Annotated in this window: 21 protein-coding genes and 2 pseudogenes; 10 read left to right on the top strand and 13 right to left on the bottom strand. The window is 63.1% G+C overall.

Features of this window, described 5'->3' with window-relative positions:
• Positions 1-917 precede the first annotated feature (917 nt).
• Positions 918-1,564, bottom strand: a pseudogene (locus tag GSQ89_RS28210) (SOS response-associated peptidase); the annotation flags it as partial.
• A 140-nt stretch (positions 1,565-1,704) separates the two neighbouring features.
• On the opposite strand from GSQ89_RS28210, the gene GSQ89_RS28205 reads away from it, so the two are divergent.
• Positions 1,705-2,337: a hypothetical protein gene (locus GSQ89_RS28205; protein ID WP_158931456.1), complete on the top strand. Its 633-nt coding sequence runs from the start codon at positions 1,705-1,707 to the stop codon at positions 2,335-2,337.
• A gap of 13 nt (positions 2,338-2,350) precedes the next feature.
• Here the strand turns inward: GSQ89_RS28205 and GSQ89_RS28200 are convergent, their stop codons facing one another.
• Positions 2,351-2,506, bottom strand: coding sequence for a hypothetical protein (locus tag GSQ89_RS28200; protein ID WP_158931455.1), 156 nt, complete (start codon positions 2,504-2,506; stop codon positions 2,351-2,353).
• A gap of 309 nt (positions 2,507-2,815) precedes the next feature.
• Between GSQ89_RS28200 and GSQ89_RS28195 the strand changes: the two genes are divergently transcribed.
• From GSQ89_RS28195 to GSQ89_RS28185, 3 genes are all read left to right on the top strand, one after another.
• Positions 2,816-3,031: a hypothetical protein gene (locus GSQ89_RS28195; RefSeq protein WP_158931454.1), complete on the top strand. Its 216-nt coding sequence runs from the start codon at positions 2,816-2,818 to the stop codon at positions 3,029-3,031.
• Positions 3,004-3,276, top strand: coding sequence for a hypothetical protein (locus GSQ89_RS28190; RefSeq protein ID WP_158931453.1), 273 nt, complete (start codon positions 3,004-3,006; stop codon positions 3,274-3,276). The genes GSQ89_RS28195 and GSQ89_RS28190 overlap by 28 nt, the downstream gene beginning before the upstream one ends.
• Positions 3,277-4,171: 895 nt before the next feature.
• Positions 4,172-4,345 carry a hypothetical protein gene (locus GSQ89_RS28185; protein WP_158931452.1) on the top strand — a complete coding sequence of 58 codons (174 nt, stop codon included), beginning with the start codon at positions 4,172-4,174 and terminating at the stop codon, positions 4,343-4,345.
• 200 nt (positions 4,346-4,545) lie between these two features.
• Here the strand turns inward: GSQ89_RS28185 and GSQ89_RS28180 are convergent, their stop codons facing one another.
• The 6 genes from GSQ89_RS28180 to GSQ89_RS28155 all read right to left on the bottom strand — a co-directional run bounded on the left by GSQ89_RS28180 (position 4,546) and on the right by GSQ89_RS28155 (position 8,183).
• Entirely contained in the window at positions 4,546-4,689 is a 144-nt protein-coding gene (locus tag GSQ89_RS28180) for a hypothetical protein (RefSeq protein WP_158931451.1), read from the bottom strand.
• A 68-nt stretch (positions 4,690-4,757) separates the two neighbouring features.
• On the bottom strand, positions 4,758-5,045 hold the full coding sequence (locus GSQ89_RS28175) for a hypothetical protein (RefSeq protein WP_158931450.1): 288 nt from the start codon (positions 5,043-5,045) through the stop codon (positions 4,758-4,760).
• 120 nt (positions 5,046-5,165) lie between these two features.
• The gene (locus GSQ89_RS28170) at positions 5,166-5,564 is read right to left on the bottom strand and encodes a hypothetical protein (protein ID WP_158931449.1); all 399 of its coding nucleotides are present in this window, start codon (positions 5,562-5,564) and stop codon (positions 5,166-5,168) included.
• Between the two features lie 563 nt (positions 5,565-6,127).
• Positions 6,128-6,784 (bottom strand): hypothetical protein, encoded by a 657-nt coding sequence (locus GSQ89_RS28165; protein ID WP_158931448.1) that lies wholly within the window; start codon positions 6,782-6,784, stop codon positions 6,128-6,130.
• Between the two features lie 2 nt (positions 6,785-6,786).
• The gene (locus GSQ89_RS28160) at positions 6,787-7,599 is read right to left on the bottom strand and encodes a hypothetical protein (protein WP_158931447.1); all 813 of its coding nucleotides are present in this window, start codon (positions 7,597-7,599) and stop codon (positions 6,787-6,789) included.
• A 71-nt stretch (positions 7,600-7,670) separates the two neighbouring features.
• Positions 7,671-8,183 (bottom strand): hypothetical protein, encoded by a 513-nt coding sequence (locus tag GSQ89_RS28155; RefSeq protein ID WP_158931446.1) that lies wholly within the window; start codon positions 8,181-8,183, stop codon positions 7,671-7,673.
• A gap of 284 nt (positions 8,184-8,467) precedes the next feature.
• Between GSQ89_RS28155 and GSQ89_RS28150 the strand changes: the two genes are divergently transcribed.
• From GSQ89_RS28150 to GSQ89_RS39455, 6 genes are all read left to right on the top strand, one after another.
• On the top strand, positions 8,468-9,340 hold the full coding sequence (locus GSQ89_RS28150; protein ID WP_158931445.1) for a BRO family protein: 873 nt from the start codon (positions 8,468-8,470) through the stop codon (positions 9,338-9,340).
• 66 nt (positions 9,341-9,406) lie between these two features.
• Entirely contained in the window at positions 9,407-9,712 is a 306-nt protein-coding gene (locus GSQ89_RS28145) for a hypothetical protein (protein WP_158931444.1), read from the top strand.
• The gene (mobF, locus tag GSQ89_RS28140; protein WP_158931443.1) at positions 9,709-12,822 is read left to right on the top strand and encodes a MobF family relaxase; all 3,114 of its coding nucleotides are present in this window, start codon (positions 9,709-9,711) and stop codon (positions 12,820-12,822) included. The genes GSQ89_RS28145 and mobF overlap by 4 nt, the downstream gene beginning before the upstream one ends.
• Positions 12,823-13,230: 408 nt before the next feature.
• Positions 13,231-13,980 carry an HpcH/HpaI aldolase/citrate lyase family protein gene (locus GSQ89_RS28135; RefSeq protein ID WP_158931442.1) on the top strand — a complete coding sequence of 250 codons (750 nt, stop codon included), beginning with the start codon at positions 13,231-13,233 and terminating at the stop codon, positions 13,978-13,980.
• 206 nt (positions 13,981-14,186) lie between these two features.
• Positions 14,187-14,975: a hypothetical protein gene (locus GSQ89_RS28130; protein ID WP_158931441.1), complete on the top strand. Its 789-nt coding sequence runs from the start codon at positions 14,187-14,189 to the stop codon at positions 14,973-14,975.
• A 562-nt stretch (positions 14,976-15,537) separates the two neighbouring features.
• Positions 15,538-16,293 (top strand): SH3 domain-containing protein, encoded by a 756-nt coding sequence (locus GSQ89_RS39455; RefSeq protein WP_254073404.1) that lies wholly within the window; start codon positions 15,538-15,540, stop codon positions 16,291-16,293.
• Positions 16,294-16,312: 19 nt separating this feature from the next.
• Here the strand turns inward: GSQ89_RS39455 and GSQ89_RS40280 are convergent.
• From GSQ89_RS40280 to GSQ89_RS28105, 5 genes and pseudogenes are all read right to left on the bottom strand, one after another.
• Positions 16,313-16,378: pseudogene (locus GSQ89_RS40280) on the bottom strand (hypothetical protein); the annotation flags it as partial.
• Positions 16,379-16,521: 143 nt separating this feature from the next.
• Positions 16,522-16,857 carry a hypothetical protein gene (locus GSQ89_RS28120; RefSeq protein WP_158931439.1) on the bottom strand — a complete coding sequence of 112 codons (336 nt, stop codon included), beginning with the start codon at positions 16,855-16,857 and terminating at the stop codon, positions 16,522-16,524.
• Positions 16,858-16,911: 54 nt separating this feature from the next.
• Positions 16,912-17,595 (bottom strand): YXWGXW repeat-containing protein, encoded by a 684-nt coding sequence (locus GSQ89_RS28115; RefSeq protein WP_158931438.1) that lies wholly within the window; start codon positions 17,593-17,595, stop codon positions 16,912-16,914.
• Positions 17,596-17,625: 30 nt separating this feature from the next.
• Complete coding sequence (locus tag GSQ89_RS28110) at positions 17,626-17,991, bottom strand: hypothetical protein (protein ID WP_158931437.1); 366 nt, start codon at positions 17,989-17,991, stop codon at positions 17,626-17,628.
• Position 17,992: 1 nt separating this feature from the next.
• Positions 17,993-20,335, bottom strand: a complete 2,343-nt coding sequence (locus GSQ89_RS28105) for a type IV secretory system conjugative DNA transfer family protein (protein WP_158931436.1) — start codon at positions 20,333-20,335, stop codon at positions 17,993-17,995.
• Between the last annotated feature and the right edge of the window lie 2 nt (positions 20,336-20,337).

Raw genomic sequence — 20,337 nt, 5'->3', positions numbered from 1 at the left:
TTCGTCCTCGGGACAGAGCGGCTCCGCGAACAGACGGATGGTTAGACGAACTCAATTGACCGGTGCGGGTATTGGCAGTGGTCTCGTTACGGTCGCGCACGGCGCGCAGAACATTGATTTTGATCGGTGCGAAATGGTGCCGCTGGTAGGGTCTGCTCAGTAAGTGGACCCTTCCGTGAAATTGCGCAGGGCGCATTGCACGCTACGGCGGCGCGCTGCGGACACCCGCTGTGCGCACGGATGATGGGTGTACCGGAGGCTATCAGGAGGCGCCGTACGCACTCCCAAGCTTCACGGAGACAAAACGCTCTCATGTGCCGATCAGGCACTCGTTCCGCCTCGGCGCGCCATTGCTCCACGCGGCGCCTTAGCACCAACGTATCAAATTCGCCGGCCATGCTGCCTCCGATTGGATCGAGGCGGGGTTATGTTCTAATTACGTTCTAGATACAAGGACGAGATCATGCAGCCGCAGGTTTGTTCCGATCGGGCACCGCAGCCGGTGCCCCAGCCTCTCGACTCACCTCGATGTTCTTAATATGTTCGCAATATGCCAGAACTTTCCTATGGTTCGCTGCCTGTGCCGGCGACGCCAATTGGCGAAATGAGGCGATGGCAGATTGACGTCAAATGCAGTCGCTGTCGGCGTCATGTGCCGCTGCCCATTCAGGATCTGATCGAGCCCTATGGACACAAAATACGCATCGCTGAGGTGGTGCGGCGGCTACGATGTAGCGGGTTGCGCGATGGCAAACTGTGTCGCGCGCGCCCTGCACAGGTCGTGCTTATCAAATTTGATGGTAGCCGAAAGGTTCACGAGATCACAGTAATAGGCCACCGTGGGTGATCGCCTCGACCTCAGACGCCACGCTATCGGCAGGAGTTGGCACCTCGCCGTCGCCCTGCCTCGATCCCCGTGCGACAATCACCAAGGCATCATCTGGCAGCGGCCTCTGAAGTGCCAACGCCTCGGCGATCGGCGCGCTCAACCAGGTGTCGATCTCCTCGGGGCTCGTGAGGATCGCCGGCATTGCCTTGTCATGAAATTGCTCGACCAGCTTGTTAGGATCTGTCGTCAGAAACGCGAACGGTCGTTCGTAGTCGGACCATCCTTAACTTTTCGAATGGACGTCCAGCGCGGCACATGGATGCCGGCGAAGAACGCCAGCGGCCTGTCTTCCCCCAAGGCAAACCAGATCGGCTGGCCTCCCTTGCCTTCGGGCTCCGAAAAGCTGGTGAACGGCACAACGCATCGATGCTTCACGCCGAGCCACTGCCGCCACCAGGAAAGTCCCGTCTTCCGGACATTCGTGGTGCCGGGATCGCGAAGTGACCGTGGATCGGTGCCTTTGGGTTTCCCCTTCAAAAGGACCCATGGCGGTGTCGGCACTCCCCAGCGCGCCATCGCCAGTTCCCGGCCATCAGCGGTGTTGCGGACGATCGGCGCTAGATAATCGGGAAAGATGCCCGGTTGAGGGGGCAAGTTACCAGTGCGGTCCATCATCGCACGGGTGGCGTCGATGATCGGCTTCGGCCCTTTGACGTGGCTGTAGAGGTTACACATCCAGGGAGGATGGGACGACGGCCGCTGGTTGCCAAGGTCCGCCTCAACACGAGCGTGCAATGGGCCAGCGATTGCATTCCCGCGCGCGTTCCTTTTATGTTCGCGACACCAACGCATTCCGCCAGTGCACGGAGGACTAGATGGCGACCTTTGAAGTGACGATGACACCGAAGCCGGGGAGCAAACCCTCTATCGCTCCGCCGATGTCGCCGCGCGACATTTCGGCCAGCAGCGAGATCGACGCGATGGAAGAAGCACAATCGTTACTCATGGATGTTCTTGGCGAGTGGTCTGAGGCCAAAGAACTGTCGGAGGGAGCCGAGGCCGTGGAGCAATTCGATGAAGCGGCTGAAGACTGGCTCCTTGTCGTGCGCCGTGTTGATCGGCCCTGTATCCATCTCAGGCCTGTTTGTTTTACCCCGGGCGTCGAGCGCGACGACCACCCCGATAGCAGTTACGTCAAGTTGCGATATGACTACGGGCAGGAAACCGACACGCAGGCATTCGATGTTCTGGCTGATAAGGTTATCTGCGGCCGCCTGGTTGAAGGCCGTCGCGAACTACCGGGTGGCGACGTGGTCCGCGTTTGGCGTTTGCAAGATGCGACGGGCGCGCTGTCAGCAATCAACGGGCATGAGTGGGAAGACCACGGAAATCCCGTCAGCCGGCAGACCTTTGCATGGCCCGATGCTGGATTGATGGGCATTCGGGCCGACCTCGAAGTTTGGACGGCAAAAAGGCCGGAGGGACCCGGCCTTATGCTGTTCGTCTAATCAGAAGGGCGCGTTATTCGCCGCCATACGAGCCGGTCTGCTGCATCCGGGTGGCGAGCGAGTCGCCGGCGACGGTGCTACCGTTATGGAAAGTGGCGGCGCTAGCGAGTGGCGCAACAGCGGCCGACAGGCTCAGGGCGGCGAAAGCGGCAAGGATGAGGTTCTTCATCGGAATTCTCCATCTTTGGTCGGGCGGAATGTCCGGCTTCAATGGAGGGGTAGATGGACCTCCGCGCGCGTAATGATAATGCTGCGGTGCGGCATGTAACTTATGCGCCAAACGGTGAAATCTGCCATCGACCCTCATTCACGTCGGCACCATGTGCGTGGGCTGCTGTCTCCCTGGACGCTCCCGGTAGCTCCATCCCGGTGATACACTCGAGACGAGCGAATGGCCCCGACAGGGTTTCAGGTTCCCTGCCGGGGCCTATCGCGATTGAGCCTGGAAGCGGCTGCCAGGACGTCCTAGATTTCCAGCATGTTCATTGTCACCGAAGCCGATGCCGCCGCGATCCGCACCGTTTTTGAGCAAGAGGGGGAACTGTCGGCTGCGATCGAGGTGCGCCGGTTGTTCCCGGGCATCACCGACAACGTCAAAGCGCGGGAGCACGCTCGAATTATCGCTGGGTGGCAGCCGTTGCCTCCCCTCCCTTCGAAGTCCCGGAAATGCAATACCAGATCATCGACGCAGTGATGGCTTGTGCCATCCAGGCCGACGCGGCGCGCGCGCACCCGCTGTTCGCCTGGATCATTATGCGGGGCCTGCCGGAATACCCCGGATCGCTGGTCGCGCGGTTGGTTACCGAAACGCCCACGCCATACATTCTGTTGGGTCACACGCTGGCCGAGGTGCAGGCCCAGCTGCCGCCTGGGTTGGAGCGTTCTGATCGTCAGCCAGCGGACCCGCCAGAGGTGGTGGAGGCGTGGTTCCCACCGTAGCATGCTGGAAGTGGCGCACCGAAGAACGGCCCACGCCCATATTCGTTTGAGTTCCCGCTCCACACCCTCTGGGGTGAACGCCCGGGTGCCCGCATTTTAGGCGAGGAGCAAAGTAGTCCGTGCCGCTTTGCCCCCAGGACCGGTGGATAAACCGGGGGAAAAGTATGTGAGCGACGCCGCTTTGGACCGTCAAATCAAGCGTATGCTGCCATTGCCCGCGTCATAAGCACGGACGGCAACTTATTGAAAATGCCTTTTTTATCAAATGCGGCCTATAACTATTCTTGTAACGACATTCTCAAGCTCGGTCGATGGGGATTTTTTGATGATTTAGAACGCCTAACCAAATGCTTAACGGCTTCGTGAACTTCCAGTCATAAGAATGCGAGCCTGTTATCGTAGCGGTCGGGAAACACCGATCCGAAGGCTCGTGCCAGAATCTGCGTCTGCACGAAGGCGAAGTTTGGTCGGTTGAAGATCTTGCTGGCCATGACCCCGGACTGCTCGAATTCGGCAGCATGGATACCTGCCACCTGGTTTCGGACCGCGAGTGCGCCGAGTGCCCGGAGCGGTTTCGAAAGTTCGCAGCGGCACAGAACCCCTCTTTCGACGGTCAGCGGGATGCGGCACCGACCTGAAACCCACCTGAAAAAGCTCGCCTGCTGATCTTTCAGTTTAAGGCAGGGCAAGGTCGTGCCGGTTCAACCCCGCCTTCGGCGCCGCTGCGCGGCCGCTCCAGTCCGGTCCTCGCCATGCTCGCCATGCTCGGCGCGAAGAAGCGCCTGCGCGTGGCTGTGCGTGGCTCCGGTCCTCCCTCCGCGGAGGTTGAGCCGTCACGAAGCCCGGCCTTCCCGATCGCCATCAGCAATCACGCTGAGATCGAGGGAGACCGAAAATGACCCAGCTGAGCAACGGAACGATCGTGACCGACATCGACGCTGCGCACGACAACACCGCACTCACCGCACAGGGCTACACGATCCGGGCTATCGAGACCTGGCACGACCACGACACCACCTGCATCCTCTGGGACGCGCCGCGGATCAAGGAGGCAGACCTGCCCTACTGACCGGTTCGAGAGGGGACCGGCCCGCAAGGGTCGGTCCCCTCGCCATGTACCCACCAGACGTCGCAGCATCAGGTGGCACCCGCCAACCCGGGCACGCACCCGGCAGCAAGACCAAGCCGCGTCTGCCGCAAACCCCAAGAGGTTCGCGTCTGCCGCAACCCAGTCTTGCCCGGCTGCATGCCTGCTGACGCGCGTTCCTGTTACCCCGAGAAAGCAGCGATGACCGCAATCGCTGCAATGGCTCCGAGCACACCGATCTTGGCCAACATCGTCGCCCCAACACCGGAGGCATGCGCCGCACCGGCGAGGAACAGCACCGCACTCAGCAGCATCCACACGACCATGGAGGGCGGCCTGAAATTGCGTGTGAATCTCGAAAGCTGAGTCCTCACTTGACCGGCTCAATCCAGCTCTAATGCGGGTAATCGAAGCCTTGGCGACCGTTCGACATTAAGACCGGAACGCACTTTGCCGTCGGATCTCCGAGGCTGTGATAGTCCTTCAGCAGGCTCGCTTGTATCCAGACTGTTCCACCATTCGGAAACATGGCCTCGTCGAAACCATTGACGTCGTGGACCGGTGCTTTGACCGCGACTTGCGCGGACGCATATCCAGCTACAGGAGACGTCGCAGAAGGCTGAGAGTAGTAGGGCAGGTGGAACGTCGGGTCCATCGCTTGAGCCACAGTGATATTCAGCATCTTACACGTATAACCAGGCAAATCGCGGACGACGTGCGGCCGTTGCGCATGAGCCTGTGTAGAAATCAAGACGACCGTTGATAGCACCACAGCGCGACCACTGAGAAACATAACCACCTCTTAAGTTGTTACAGATTGAGTGGCAGCATTCCCGATCTTTGCAGCGACCGAGGTTTGCCACTGCCCAACGGTCTCGCCGGCAGTGACGCCGTTAGCCGCGAGCGTCGAAGCCGGATACATCGAAAGAGTCGACGCCATTGTAGCGTCTGGGGGAGCGGTCGCTATCGCAGCTCCCCCTATCGGCCCGAAATTGTAGTAGCCTCGTACGTCGGTCACGGTTGGACTTGAAACGCCATTGGCTTGCAAATACTGCGCCCCTTGCAGCAGATATTCAGAGGCGGCGATCGATTCCGTCGTCGGGTCCATTTGTCCAGCCAAGCCGGGAACAATCGTACTTGCCAAACTTGGGTTTTGCGCCAGCGCGGCGTTGATCATTGCGGTATAGGTCGAGGCCGTCATCTGAAAGGCGCCCGCTACTGTGCCGGAGCCGCCCACATTCTGACATCCGCTTTCAAGAACACACGTCGCCGCCAGAGCAGACGGATTTACTCCCAGCGCGGTCGCATTGCTGACAGCCGACCCGCCCCATGACGTGCCTAGCATGGTGCTCAGCGCGTCACTGCTCCCGACGTTGCCACCCCCAGTCCCACCCGTCCCCCCGGATCCACTCGTGCCCCCGGACCCACCCGTCCCACTGCCGCCAGAGCCATCAGCACCGGCAAACGGATTGGCGGTGCCAGGCGTGATCGTCAGCTGCGGCACGCCCGGCTCGGCCACATAGGGCACCACTTGAACGGGCGGGCCACCGCTCAGCAAGGATGTGGTCTGCGCGACAGCCGCACTCGCCACCTCCATACTGAACGCCGCGACGCACATGACGACGACGAGTTGCGACACCTCCGGCCGTTCAGACCGGTTGGCCGCTTGCGTTCTTACCTGGGCGGACGGCATGGGACCTCCTCGATTGAAGACGGCCCCATCGTTCCAGACCTCGGTGCAAACGGCGCCCCCGACGAACACCGTCAGCGGCTTGGCGCGGCAAAGCTGGTGACGTCGCAGTAGAGGTGCGTTTGGCCGGCTGTCTGGGCCTGGAGTGGCTTCGCCAGACAGCGCTCCAGTGCTCCAACCGCATCGCTATCACTCCAGGCCCGCAACCCGTAGCCGCCCAGGAAGACACCGACCGCGAGGAGTCCGGCGAGCAGACCGCGCTTGAGCCTCAGCGCGGCGTTCTCATCGTTGATCCGAGTAACCAGCACCTCGCGCATCTTCTCCGCGAACACAGGCATCGTCTCTTGGATCATCCGGACGGTGACGTTCTCGCGCTCGACCTGGAGGTTGATCAGGGCGCTTCGCGCCTGGCCCAAGGTCGCGCTCGTGGCCTTGGTCAGCGCCTCGGCCCGGGCCAGCTCAACCTTCGCCGCGTCACTCTGCTTCTGCGCGATCTGCCGGAACTCCGCCTGCGCGGCCTGGCTGACCCGGCCCACCCACTCGACAGCCCCCAGCAACGCAGAGATGAACTTGCCCTCCTTCAAGTCCTCGCGGATGTTCCATTCACGCGCCGCGTCCTGCACGGTTTTCAGAACTACGGCGAAGTTTTTCAGACTGCCTGGCGTGACCGGAGAGCCGAGTGGCTCTGGCTCGCCCCCCTCCGCCACCGAGTCCACGGCGAGGTCAATCATGGTCAGCCTTCCTCCGCCGGAGTGGCTGACGCCGCTCGCGCGGTCGGCAGCCACTCCGGCGGAAACTGGCCGAAGAACTCCGGGATCTTTTTGGTCCACCACTGCCTGACGCGCGTCGGATCGAACACGGACGCCATTGGCTGCTGACCGGGCTTCACCTTGCCATCCGCAGCGTCCTCGAAGGTCAGACCCCGATCCGTTACCTCCGCCATGCACTCGAGCGCCGGAAACATCGCCACCTTGGCTCCCCGCCTAACTGCGGCAATGAAGGCTGCGTTCTGCTGAATTGGCGCAAAGGCCGCTCGGGTCGATCCACCAGACAGAACGAGGCCCTCGTTCATCACGATCACCGTCGCCGCTGGTAGGAACGCCCCATTGCGGGAGAACGTGTCCAGGTAATCGAGATCCGCCTGCTCAGGACCCACGCAGAACAAGCCAACCATCTCCGTGCCCAGCGCCGCAAGCGCTTCGACCACGGGGACGCCTTCGACCAGCGTTGAGAAACCAGTGAGCCCGCCGCCGGCATCCAGCACCGCATGGTAGCCTTGCTCGGCTTGGTCCTTTATACTGCTCTCGATCCAACGTCGGTTGTCTCTCAACCCACCCTCTGGCGGTACGCTGGCGTCGGGGAAGAAGGTCGACAGGCTATGAGTTCGATTCTGCTGGTCCGCGTTCCAGACCCCGATCTCGCTTCCTTGGGCGCGGAAGTACTGGACGACCGTATTGAGCACCGTGGTTTTGCCGACCCGCTGCCGTCCCAGCGCCGCCATTAATAACCGGCGTTGCCCGTCTCGTGAAAAATGACCGTCAGGCATCTCTCGTCTCCATGTTGACGGCGCGAGTCTGCCCGAGGGCCGTGCAAACGGCGCACTCGTTGCATGCCTCCTCAAACCTTCAGCCGCGTGCTCTCGATCTTGGTAAAAATGCGATCGAGCTTCTCAAACTCGGCCCGCGCTTCAGGTGGTAGGCTCGGGTCGATCAGGCTCTGTCCACCAGCAGGGACGACCGCACCGGACGATGGCTCCGGCTGCTGCGTCGGTGCCGTTGGCCGCGGCGGGACAACCGTTGGCCGCCAGTCGGGCGGGATGCGGGACGGATAGACGGCGCCAGGGCGCCTCGCCACGTCGCTGGCCTGCTTTCGCTTCTTTGCTTCAACGACCGCTCGACGCGCCTGAAACCACGCCTGACGGGCGGTCCTCGGCGTAGCCGGCCGACCATTGATGTCGGTCAACCCATGCTCAGCGAACCTTTTGCACAGCGGCTCCCACCTCATCCGCTTTCCCGCAGACTGTTCGATCACCTCGTCGTGATGTTCGACCAGCCAGCAAAACAAAGATGATCGGTCGCCGCGGGCGACTTCCGAAAGGATGGCTTTGAAGGTGGGGGCTCGCTTCGGCATGAACCCAGGCTCCTCCGGCGCCGTGCAACTGGAGACACCTGTTTGCAGCCGCCAGCAGTCCTGACCCCTCCGTGCCGCTGGCGCGACATTCGGGCTTCCGCCATGCCTTCGTCAAACGTACGACAGGGAATCGTCATGGGTAGGGTGTCTTTATGGACCAATGCACCGGTGGTGCGCGCGGACACGGTAACAGAACCGTGACATCTAAGAAGCGGTCAGAAGTAAATCTCAGTTCCGTTTGCACGGCGATAATCCAGGCTGCCTGCCCCATGAAGGAGGCAGACATGACCAACGACACTCACGCTAACCAAACACCCCCCGCCGGACGGAAAGGGGGCGACCGGAAGGCAGGCTCACCAGTGCCTGACGGAGACATCGGCGCGGGCATACTGGAACTAAGTCAATCAGTTGACGGAACCGAAGGTTGCGAAAGCCGGAGCTTGGTCGCAGCGCCGGTGCCGTTCGATTTCCAAGGGAAGGCCATCCGAACGATCACGAAGGACGGAGAAATCTGGTTCGTCGCGGCGGACGTCTGCGCGGTGCTGGAGCACACCGATCCGAGTAAGGCTGTGGTGCGCCTCGATGATGATGAGAAGGGTGCGACTACTGTTCGGACCCTTGGCGGTGATCAAACGATGAATGTCGTCACTGAGAGCGGGCTCTACAGCCTCGTCTTCACCTCACGAAAGCCCGAGGCGAAAGCCTTCCGTCGCTCGGTCACGGGTGTGGTGCTGCCGACGCTCCGCCGAACCGGCAAGTTCGATACCGAGGGTGAGCCCAACCGCAGCACAGCCGACCGAGATCAAACCGAGAATGGCACAGGGATAACGGTTACGTTACCGGGGCCGGGTCGATACCTCGTCGGCCTGTTCCACGACGGCGAGCGGCGCATCGAGCCACTCTACTTTTCCGATGCCATCTCAGCCCTGACTGCGCTCGATTGCCGGTCGATCGCCTACTCTCATCTGACGGCGGCTTCACTCTGGGAGAAACTGCAGCACCTTCGCATGTCAAAGACGGACGTCAGCGGAGGGTTCACTATGGAGAAGCTGAACGCGACGATGCAGGCCGGCGCCGAACTCGCCCGTCAAATCCTCTACACGTACGATGAACCCAGATTGATCCCACGCCCGCCTGCCAAAGCCGCAGCCGAGTAAGCCTGCGCCTCAGCTGTCACCGTTTGCACGACGCCCGTCCATGCTGATCGCCACACGGAGGCCAGCATGGACACAAACCACACCCCGGCCGCTGTCGAGGATGACCACGGGACGACGCACGAAATCCTAGCGGCCATCCTCGACCAGGGCCGACAGACCCTCGAGCTGGTGAAGGCGCTGGTCGGCCTTCTCACGCCAAACGGCGAGCGGGAAGGGCCGAGCCTGGAGGAATTGCTAGCTAAGATCATGGCCCAGCAGGCCCAGATCATCACCATCGGGAAGTTGACGCAGGCGGACCTCGACCGGCTTGGCAAGATTCTGCCCGAGGCCGTGGTGGACGCACTGGAAGAGCGTCGCGTCCTGCCGTCATGATGAACTTCCGAAAGATCGCGGCTGCCTCGAAGGGACGGCTGCTCCTCCGATACTTCACAGAGAACACGCCCGAGCCGATCCATCCGCCTGGGGTGGACGCAGCCGGCCGCCAGCTCGACGAAGGTGGGCGCCTTACCGCCTACTACACCGGGCGGGACAGCCGGGCGACCTGGCGGCCGGATATGCCGGCGGCCTTGGCGGAAGCGGCCGGAATCGATCGCCGGCACATGCCCCGCGATGTCGCCATGGCGCGGCTGTTCGAGGGGCGCCGGGCGGACACCGGCGAGGCCTGGTCGAAGCACCCGCGCAAGCTGAGCGGCTTCGACCTGGTGTTCTCCCCTCACAAGTCCGTCACCCTCGCGGCCGAGTTCGCCGCCACGCCGGCCGAAAGCGCCGCCATTTGGAATGGGATCGACCGGGCGAACGACGCTGCTATGCGGTATGTCGCGAAGGTGCTCGGCTGGGCCCGGAAGGGGCCCGGCGGTGAGGACGGCGCCGAACCGGGGGCGGTCGGCTGGATCAGCTTCCGCCATCACACGGCGCGGCCGACCCTTCACGTCCAGGATGGGGCAGGGGGCCAGACCTATCTGTTCGATGCACCGGTCGCCGGCGACCCGCACGCGCACATCCACAACTTCCTGATGAACCTGGTTGTCACCGACGGCGGCCGGATTGGCTCGCTGGATACGCGGGCACTTACCGATGCCAGGGTCAAGGAGTTCGGAGCATTCTTCCAGGCCGTCCTGGCAGACGAACTGCGCCGGATCGGCGCTCACGTCGACTACGATGCCGGCAAGCAGGCCGTGGTCCTAACCGCCATACCGGAGGTGGCCAGCACAAGGTTCAGCAAGCGCGACCGCGAGATCCTGCGGCATGCCAAGACCTTCGCGGCCGACCAGGGCCTGGATTGGGACGAGCTGTCCGCCGACCGTAAGCTGGAAATCATCGAGGAGGCCAGTCAGACCGGCAAGCTCGGAAAGATGAAGGCCGACGAACGCCGGATCTGGCGCGAACAGGCCGAAGCGATGGGCTGGTCGCACAGCACCGTCATGGAGGGCGCCGATCACGAGGCATTGACCGATGAGGAACGGTTCGACCGCGCCTATGCGTTCACAGCCAAGGCTCTCGCCAAGGAGTTCCACACTGCCGCCGTGCTGGACCATGAGAAGATCGGGATGTTCGCGGCGCGCGGTCTGATCGGCACTGGTATCGCTGGCGGCCAGGAAGACATCAGGCGGGTGGTCGAGTTGGTGGAGGAGCGCGGCATCCAGTTCAAGGGCGAGCATGTCGCCCTTGTCGTCGGCATGTCGGACGGCAAGGTCCGCATTGCCAACACCGCCCAGGTCAGGATCGAGGACAAACTGGCGATATTGGCCCAGCGGGCCGGGCGCGACAAGTCGGGTGCCCTCTCATTCGCCGCCATCCGTGATGCGATAGAGTCCAGTGGCATCAAGTTCACGGACGAACAGGTTGCTGTCATAAACGCGCTCGGCCAAGGCGGCGGGCTCAGCCTGCTGACGGGCGTGGCCGGGGCGGGCAAGACGACGCTGCTGCAGCCACTGGTGATGGCCTGGCAGGCCGACACGAGGTTCAGCCCGTATGGCCGGGAAGTGATCGGCGTGGCCATGGCTTGGCGGCAGGCGGACGCCCTGAAAGACGCGGGTATCAGGCGAACCTACGCCCTCGCGCCGCTGTTGAAGATGATCGAATCCGGCGACTTCCACGCCAACAGAAACACTGTGCTGGTGCTGGATGAGGTGAGCCAGATCGGACCGCGGCCGATGCTCAAGCTGCTGGAGCTGCAGGCCCGCACCGGCATGACCATCAAGATGCTGGGCGACCGCGAGCAGGCTCAGGCGATCGAGGCCGGCGACACGGTCGAGATCCTGCGCCGGGCGCTTCCGCCCGAGGCCATGCCGGCGCTGCTGACGACTATGCGCCAGGCGAGCAAGCGGGGGCGCGAGATTGCCGGGTTGTTCCGCGAAGGCAAGGCGGCCGACGCGCTCGCGATGAAGCGGGAGGACGGCTACGCTATGATGGTCGGAGGCGATCGCGAGCAGGTCATCACGCAGATCGCCGACCTCTACATCGAACGCCGCGATGTGCTCCGGGCGAGCGGCTCAAAGCGCGGCATCACCATCAGCGCGCCGACCAACGACGACGTGGCGGAGATCAGCCAGGCGGTTCGGGCGCGGCTCAAGCAGCGGGGCGAGGTGGCGGCCGATGAGATCGTCTACCGGGCGGTCGACCAGCGCGGGCAGACCTACGACCTGGCCATCGCGGCCGGCGACAAGCTGCGGCTGTTCCGGCGTACCTGGGGCGCCGTGGACGGCAAGCAATGTGAGATTGGCAACAACGGCGACATCGTAGAGGTCCTTGGGCAGAGTATCGACGGCGTGCGGCTCCGGACCAAGAATGGCCGGATCGCGGATGTTGAGTGGCGCCGGCTGGCAGACCAAGAGACGGGGCGACTGTTGCTGGGGTTTGGACATGCCCTGACCATCGATGCGGCGCAGGGCATCACTTCGGATGAGCACATCAACGCGCTGCCGCGCGGCACGTCTGGCGTCACGGCTTTCACCAGCTATGTCGCCGAGAGCCGGAGCCGCGGCACCACCTGGACCGTAATCGCCGAGGGGTCCGTCTATGAGGCAGAACGTCATCGACAGGCATTGGGCGACATCACCCCGATCACCAAGGACGATCTCTGGGCGCGGGCGGCCGAGGATATGTCCAAAAAGCCCTACAAATCGCTGGCAACCGATTTGCTGAACGCGGCGCGGCAGAACCGCGAAGATACCGTGAACACCTTCATCGCCTGTAGCCACGCGATAGAATGGGCGCAGATCACGAACCCGGAGGTTGGCCGGGAGGCACTCAAGCGTATCCGAGCAGAGGCGGTCAACGAGGCTCTCGCGCGTCACCTGACCGCCCTGGATCACGTCGTGGAGCAGAACGCCAGCGCACTACGAGACACGTTGCAGGCGCACGAAACGATAGAGCACCTGCACGCGTTGCGGGCAGAGGCGAAGGCGGCAAAGCGGCTGATCGACGTCGCCGCGGAGAATAGACAGGCAGCGGGTGCAAGCGCGGCCGGTTCCGGCATTTGATCTCAGGGTGGGGAAACAGGGAAACCATACGGCGCAGTCATTCAGATACTGGAGGCTGTTCGGGGCTATGTTCACGCTGGCTGTGGGGCGCGGCCCCAGCACTCCGGCGTGCAATTCACTGGCCAGCAATCCTCTGGCCCGCAACCTCGGCTCTTGACTAACGCTGGGGTGAAAACTCTATCAGCAGCGACCGTCTCGGGTGGGAAGCAGACCGGCGGTTTCGGATGCAAAATGCTGAGTGGCGACCCTGACACTCATCGAGGCGACCCTCGTCGAGGCGACCCTGGTCTGGATGACTCAAAGGCTGCGCCGCTTCGCCAATGTGCGATAATGGTGTGCACCGAGGTGCCTGTCGCCGTTGGTTGGCTGAACGGGCGCGGAAGCAACCGTGGGAGGAATAGACGCCAGATGAACGCCATCAAGGACTCCATCAAGTCAGGTAGGACCGTCGTCGGGACGGCCGGGGCACCGAACGTCGACGTGTCGATCCTCGCCGATGCCGGGTACGACTTCCTGCTGTTCGACACCCAGCACTCCCCTTGGGAGATCAAGCAGCTGCAGCCTTCGATCCAGGCGATGCGCGGCAAGCAGGCGGCGCCGGTAGTGCGCGTCGCAGCCAACGAGGCGTATCAGATCTGCTTCGCGCTTGACGCCGGGGCGCGGGGCATCATTGCGCCGATGATCAACACCCGCGCGGAGGCGGAGGCAATGGTGCGCGCCTGCCGCTATTTTCCCCTCGGCAACCGCAGCAACGCCGGCGTGCGCGGCGAGTGGGGCGAGTTCAAGAATTACCGCGATTACATGGATGCCGTGAACAACGAGCTTCTCATCGTGCCGATGATCGAGACTAACCAGGCGCTGGAGAACCTTGATGACATCGCCTCGGTCCCGGGCGTCGACGTCCTGCTGATCGGCCCGTCCGATCTTTCGATCGAGCTGGGGGTGCCGCTCGACTACCAGTGCGACATCTATCAGCGAGCGCTCGATAAAATCGCGGCGACCGCCGCGAAACACGGCATCACCGCCGGGATGTATTTCATCCCGCCCGGGATGGACCCGAACTTTTTCGTCCAGAAGGGGTTCAAGTTCTTCACCATGCCGTGGGGCCCCTGGGCGACGGCCGGGATCCAAAACGCCCTGGCCGGGATCAAGCGCTAACGACGTCGATGCGGGCGGTTTGGCAAATAGCCGAACCGCCCAGCACGTGCCGCTGATCAGTTGTTCCGCCACGCCGGTGCCCACGACGAACTCAAATAGAGCACACTGGCTGCTGCCGACTGGACGTAACCGCAGCCGGAACGTTCGACAGGATCGCTGAGCCGGCTGACAGACAGCTCGGCGAACAACCGCTTTCGGGACAAGTCATGACACAGAGAGACAACTGGGGCTGGCAAGCCCGTATCGGCATGTTCATCGTTGGCAGTGAAGTCGTGCCCGAGGCCGAGTGGTGGGCGATGGTCCCGCTGAATGTGTCGGTGCATGCCGCGCGAGTAACCGCTCGGGCGCCCTGGGCGCGCTGGCGCGACGACCGCAGCGGGGTGGAGTTGGAAGACGACCTAATGCGCGGCTGCCGGCAGTTCGCACCGATGTGCCTGTCGGCGGTCGTCGTTGGTCACAGTTCCAGCAGCATCCTGGGTGGCCCACAGTGGGACGAAGCGGTCGTGGAAACGCTGTCGCGGGAACTCGGCGGAGGGGTGGCGGTGACCACCAACGGACTGGACTGTGCGGCGGCGCTGCAGGCGAGCGGCGTAAATCGTCCATTCGTGGTATTTCCGCCTTGGTTCGACGATAGCCTGGTGGCGGCGGGTGTTCGGGACTGGTGCGCACGCGGGACCAAGCCGGCGGGGCACCTGCGTTATGATCCCGGCCAACAATGGCACGACGTGCCACCTGGCGAGCTGTATCGGCAGGGTATGGGCATCGAGCAAGCGATCGAACCGCTATACCAGCAGGTGCGAGCGGCCTGCCCGCGGGAGGCGGATAGCGTCCTGATCGCCGGCACTGGGTTTCGTTGCGTGGGTATTCTCGATGCGCTGGAGCGCGACCTGCAACGTCCCGTCGTCTCGGCGAACCAAGCCAGCCTGTGGCATTGCCTCCGCCTATCCGGTGTACGCACGCCGGTTGGCGGTTACGGAAACCTGCTCCGTCTCTGATCGGAATATGATGGATCCGAACTTTCTCCGGGAAGTACCTGCCCGGGTTGATGATCCGGCGGATGTAAGCTCCACGGTTCGACTTGATTGAATGTCGGCTTCAGCGACCGGTTGATCGGATCACGAGCACCCGATTTGGGTCGAACTCGGCTGTAGGCGGCCGGCGCATCGCGTTACCGCCCTCGGGGTGGATTCCGGCCTGACCGGTTTAGAAGCCCGTCCAAAGAGCTGACATTCGGCATCCGGTGGATTCCAGCCGTAAGTTGGCAATTGATCGCAGTGGATGGCCCGACCGGTTTTACCCATTCAAGACGCCGCAACGCCGATCATAAACACGATCCACGGCGAAGGTATCCTCATCCTGGTTATCGAACAGCACGTTATAGAAGCCTGGTATTAGCGGAGGGACGAAGACAATGATGAAAAATCGGCGGAATTGGCCGAGTATCCGGTGTGCGAGGGGCAACCTGGGATCCGAACCCGCTTGTGGGTCGACGCGTGCAGGCAACTAACCCGCGTTTTGATCGTCACAACTGCTCCACCCCCAGAAGGATCAGGTCACGTGGCGTGTAAGCAAGCCAAAGACATTTTGAGTTGCGCGCTCTTGATCGCAACTTTGTTTATTGCGGGCTGCAACAAGGACAAATGCCAAACAACAGCCGCGCCTGAGCAATATGCCGATATGCGCAACGCCGCTGAAATGAGCATACGTTCCGGCGCGAAGGACCCTGACACCGTGCAATTTCGCGGCGTCCAGGTATGGTCTCAGGCAATCGGGAATACTTTTGCCGTGTGCGGTCAGACCGATGTGTTCGGCGCCAATAGCATGACCTATGTGCTCTTCGTTGCAGTCGTCATCCGCAACGACTTGGCCCAGGATCCGGGACGCCGTTATTCGGTCGAGACTCTGGTAGGCAGTACGACATCGGAGGCGACCAAGGCCTATGTCGAAACGCTTACGCGATGCTTCGATGGCGGCGGACCGAAACCCCTCCCGCACAACAGCATGGCTCCGGTTCCGATCATGCCTGACAACATGGCGGCGCCCCAACAGGCGGTCACCGCACCGACGCCACCTCCACCGCCTGCCAGTCAGCCCGTGGTAGCACCGCCGACATCTGGATCCGCTCCAGGTGACGTTGTCATGGCGCAGAACGGCAACATCCGCTCCTCGCCGCAGGGCCCCGTCATCGGAGTTGAGCACGAGGGCACCGAGCTACATGTCTTCTCCGAGGCGCCAGGTGGGTGGCTGCAAGTTGGTGTTGGGAATACAGAGCCGATCGGCTGGGTGCACGAGAGCCTGGTCCGGCGGCACTGAAGGCAGCACGAAGAAACGGTTCCTTGGCCTTGGCGAACTCCGCCAATTCGGTGGCGTTCTCACCGCCCGCTAGAACCGCGCACAAAGCGATCGTCAGCAGATCGCGGAAGTCGTGCCCACCTCAAGGACATGCATCAGCTCGTGCAGCAGCACTTGGTACACGACTGAAAGGAGCGGGGTGGGCACCGCGCAAGGAGCGTCACTGACCCGGACTGCTCGTGAGAACGCTCAGCGCCGCCAGGGGCCGACCCCGGTCCACGCCTCGCTGAGGGCTCCGCACACGATGGCTAAAACGTCAGACGAAACCAAGTAACGCGGGTCATTTGTAAACCCGTAATAGTCTGCTTGCATCTGGTCCAAGGTCATCGGCTGGGTTTGCTCTGCGAAGCTGCGCAGCGTCGCCATAGCCGTGGCAATCTGTTGACGGTAGGGCTCCGTCGCGGCCTCGTACTCCTCGCGCGATTCCGGGGGTGGATCCGGTTCAACCGCAATCAGGAAATCGAGTGCCGATCGGATATGATCCTCGTTCAATTCAGACGTATCCGGGGCGATGTATTCAGGCACGGCACCTACTCCGTCGTGTTATTGCGTCGAAGTCGCGGTTCTCGATCCCCATGGTCAGTTCGCGTCGTGCGCCGGAACCCACACATACGCGCCGTCGCGCCAAATGTAGGCTCCGGGCACGAACGCGGCCGATTGAGTTGGACGCGGTGTGGTTTCGGGAGGGCCCCAAACGTAACGCGCACCGTGCAACGCCCAGTGTCCCGGTAGCAGGGCGCGCGTGATGACCGGTTGTGGCGCAGGAAGCGGCGCAAGAGTGGCGGCAGGCGCAACGAATCTCGGTGAGGGCGTCGTTGCGGCGACCTGCGGCTCGGGCCGGCCGGTCGCCGCGATGGCGTCGTCGATCGCGGTGATGGCGGCCTGCCGGTCATGCTCCGTCAGGGCACGGCGCGCGGCGCCGATCGCCAGCACCGCCTGCTGATTGTCCGGAACGGAGGTGGCAGCGGTCGGCAGGTATCGATCGAGCAGCCGGGTTTCCGCCCGTTCCAGCGCCTCCTGTGCTTCTCCCGTACGCCCAACCGCGACAGCACGCCGGGCTGCGGACAGGAACACAGAGGGTGGATCGGCCGATGGTACCGGCGGCACGGGCAGAGCTGGCACAATCACCGAGCGCGCTTCATACGGCGTGACGTTGCTGGGCGTGCGGGTGGCCGGCTGGGCCTGTGCCGCTCCTGTCAGCCACAGGGTGGGCAAAATGCCAGTTGCGGCCAGGCCGAGTGCAATGACGGATCGACGCTGCATGGTATGTTCCTCGCTGGAGCGGAGAGCGGGCTAGTAGATCGGCGGCTGACGGACCATCGGCCTCTGGATCGGGCGTTGGCCGATCTGGCTTTCCCGGGCGAGCAGCCAGCGGGCGGCCGACGAACAGGTCGCGAAAGCTTCGACTGGCAGATCGAGATCGAGGGTGCGGCAGATGGCGTGAATCTGGAGGATCTGATCGGCGGTCGGGTGATCGGCGTCCATCAACGATTTCGCCTCCTCGCGCCAGCGCAGCGCGATGGCGCGCAGTTCGGGCACGCGTTCCGCGGGGACGTGAACGGCGACTTTCACGATGCCCACAGCAGCGTTGCGCTTCTGATAGCGCGCGTTCTCCACCGAGCGCTCCGCCGATGTTTTCGGCGACGGCTTGCGGCCCACCTCACGCTGCCTTTGGCAGCGCCGGCGTCGAGCGTAGCCTGCCGATGCGGGTGATGATCGAGGACAGCAACTTCTCGAATTTCTCGGGGGCCATGGGGGGTGGCTCTACGACTGGCGGATCGGCCAGCGCCGTGTCGCGGGCACCCAGCACCATGAGAGCCGCGCCGCGCAGCTTCCTCTCCTGAACGCCGGAGGCACGCTCGATGTTGCCGATCGCCCGCAGCAGCCTGTCGTCGACCGGCTCATTCGGCGCGCCGGACAAATCCGTCCCGGCAAAGACCTGCTGGCTCGCGGTGAACATCATCGGACGCAAGCTGGTGACCGGCACGCCATCCGCCGGCGCCACGGGGCGTTTCGGTCGTGCGTGCTCAGGCAGTTCGCCGATGGCAGCCAACGCAGCGCGGATGCAAGCACTGCTGTCGCCGCCCCTCGTGGCTGCGTCCGAGAATCCTGTCACGAACGCTCGCAGTCCTGGCGAGGCCGGCTCCGGCGCAGAACCGATGACGGCGCCAGCCTCGATCATCGCCGCCAAGCCGCGCACCCGCTTGAGCCGAACCAGGACGTCCTTACGGTCTGGCGTGCGTAGCATCAGCGTGCGGCCGACCCGCTTGACGCCGGTGCCGTCGATCTTGGCATGGAACACCCGGGCATAGATGCGCCGGCCGCCGAACAAGACGATCGCCTCGCCTTCGATGAGCGACGTCAAGTCGTTCCAGTCCACCCGGGAGACGGTCCGGATCTCGGCGTGCCGCGCCTCGCGGTAAGCGCCGTCGGCGGCGCCCTGATAGGACACGGCCTGAGTGACGTTGGTTTGGCCGGCGGTCTTCTCGAGCCATTCACGGGTTCGTCCGGAATCTTGCTGCCGCATGGCGATCGTCGTGTTGGTGTTGCCCAGCAGTGAGGCGGTCTTCTCCCCCAAGCGCGCCCAGATGCCGCTAACCTCCTGGAAGCCCAGCATGAAGCTGATGTTCAATCCGCGGCCTTGCGACAGCATCCGGTCCAGCCCGGAGGTGGCGTAGTAAGCGAGCTCGTCGAGCACCACTGTGTAGGGCGACGGTCCCATCCCGGGCTTGTCGGTCTCGTCATAGTCGCCTTCGGGCGATGCCCCGAGCAGCTGCGCCATCATGCCGCGCAGGGACGCGACCACGAGCTTGCCGAGCGCGGCCAGTGTGGCGTCCGAATTCTCCAGCGCGGGCAGGTTCACGACCAGGATGCGGCGGTTCAAGACAATGTCGCGCATGTCGATGTCGCCGCAATCGACGCGGAAGATATGGCCGAGGCTGACGGTCAGCTGGGTGAAGATCGGCGTGAAGTAGAACTGTGCGAACCCGTGCTGCTTGCTTGGCTCCTCGCCCTTCTGCTTGTCGAGTGGAACGCTCGCGTCATAGCCGGGCAGTTCGCCGAGATAGGATTTCAGCGGCCAGATAACGTCCTCCGGGATCTCCTTGACGTCGACCTCGACTTCTTCGCCGGTGTGGTAGTCGCGTTGCTTGAAGGTCTTCTTCATCGCGAGCTTCCAGATCCAGATCAGCTCGATGCTGGATCTGATGAAGTCGATGGTGAGCGGCACGTCTTGGTGGTCACGCAGCCAGACGAGGGCGGGCGAGATGCTGGCGATCAACGCAACCGCGCGTTCGCGGAAAATACCGTTGCTGTCAGTGCTCGCCTGCTCACCAAGCTGACTGGCGAGCACCTCGCGCACGGCGTCGGCGTTGCCGATCGCAAAAGCGTTGAAGGTGTTGCTGATCTTGAAGCCGCTGGCGACCATCAAATTGAGCAGGCGCACGTCGTCCTCGCGACCGAAGCGGCGTGCCAGTCCCATCACCGAACCGAACAGCGTGCGGTCAGCCTTGCCGTCGACCAGAACGAACCCGGAGCCTTGGGCTAGCGAGTTGACCAGGAGGCTCAGAATCGTTGTGGTCTTGCCGGCACCCGTGGTGCCGGGAATAGCGATGTGCTGACGGGCGTCCTCCGGGGCGAGCCATAGCTCGTGGCCTTCGAGGTTCCAGCCGATCATCTGGCTGCCTGACGCGCGCTTGGCTTTTCGGCTGCCCGGTAAGGGATTGCTGTAATCCAGCAACCGGGAACTCATCGGCACCCGCATCGGCAGCTTGACTTTGCGAGTCATCACCCAGGCCGCGTAGGCGAGCGAGACGGGCAGGGCGATGTTCACAGCTGCGGGTTCGAGGTACGTGCCAACTGCGGCCATGCCAAGCACCATGCCAGACGCGGAGCTCTGGAGAACCTCGACAAGGCGGACTGAGAACGGCCGGATGTCGCGCAGGCTCTGCGCGCCCGTGCGCTCGAACTGGTCCTGGGGACCTACGATCTGACGCGGGATCATGC

Source organism: Acidisphaera sp. S103, from assembly GCF_009765975.1.
In the GTDB taxonomy this organism is placed as follows: Bacteria; Pseudomonadota; Alphaproteobacteria; order Acetobacterales; family Acetobacteraceae; genus Rhodopila.
The sequence above is the reverse complement of the archived record's forward strand: the minus strand, read 5'-3'. Positions and strand labels throughout refer to the sequence as shown.